Origin of the sequence: Peptoniphilus sp. HMSC062D09, from assembly GCF_001811425.1 — a bacterium.
Lineage (GTDB): Bacteria > Bacillota > Clostridia > Tissierellales > Peptoniphilaceae > Peptoniphilus_A.
The window spans coordinates 1,536-1,765 of record NZ_KV804725.1 but is presented as its reverse complement, the minus strand read 5'-3'; the positions used below and the strand labels follow the sequence as shown (position 1 = coordinate 1,765).

Sequence of the window (230 nt, the reverse complement as noted above, 5' to 3'; positions counted from 1 at the left end):
GCTGCTTAATGCCCTGAGATTTTGCACCCGGATTGTCATTACCATAACCTTCCATCAGGTTAATAACGCCCCATGCTCCAAGTCCTGCACCTACTGCCATAACTAAAATCTTTAATACATTTACTGCCTGTGTAAAAAATTCCATAATTTATTCCTCCTCGTTTTCTTCTTTCTTTTCAATTTTGTTGTATGACTTCACAACAAAGTTTTTGTAAGTCTTTCCCTCTTTT

Annotated in this window: 1 protein-coding gene and 1 pseudogene; both read right to left on the bottom strand. The window is 37.0% G+C overall.

Features of this window, described 5'->3' with window-relative positions; all coding sequences use genetic code 11:
* The coding region (locus HMPREF2801_RS05705) for a Maff2 family mobile element protein (protein WP_070611125.1) at window positions 1-145 on the bottom strand (145 nt) is incomplete at its 3' end.
* Between the two features lie 3 nt (window positions 146-148).
* A pseudogene (locus HMPREF2801_RS09400) lies at window positions 149-230 on the bottom strand (single-stranded DNA-binding protein); the annotation flags it as partial.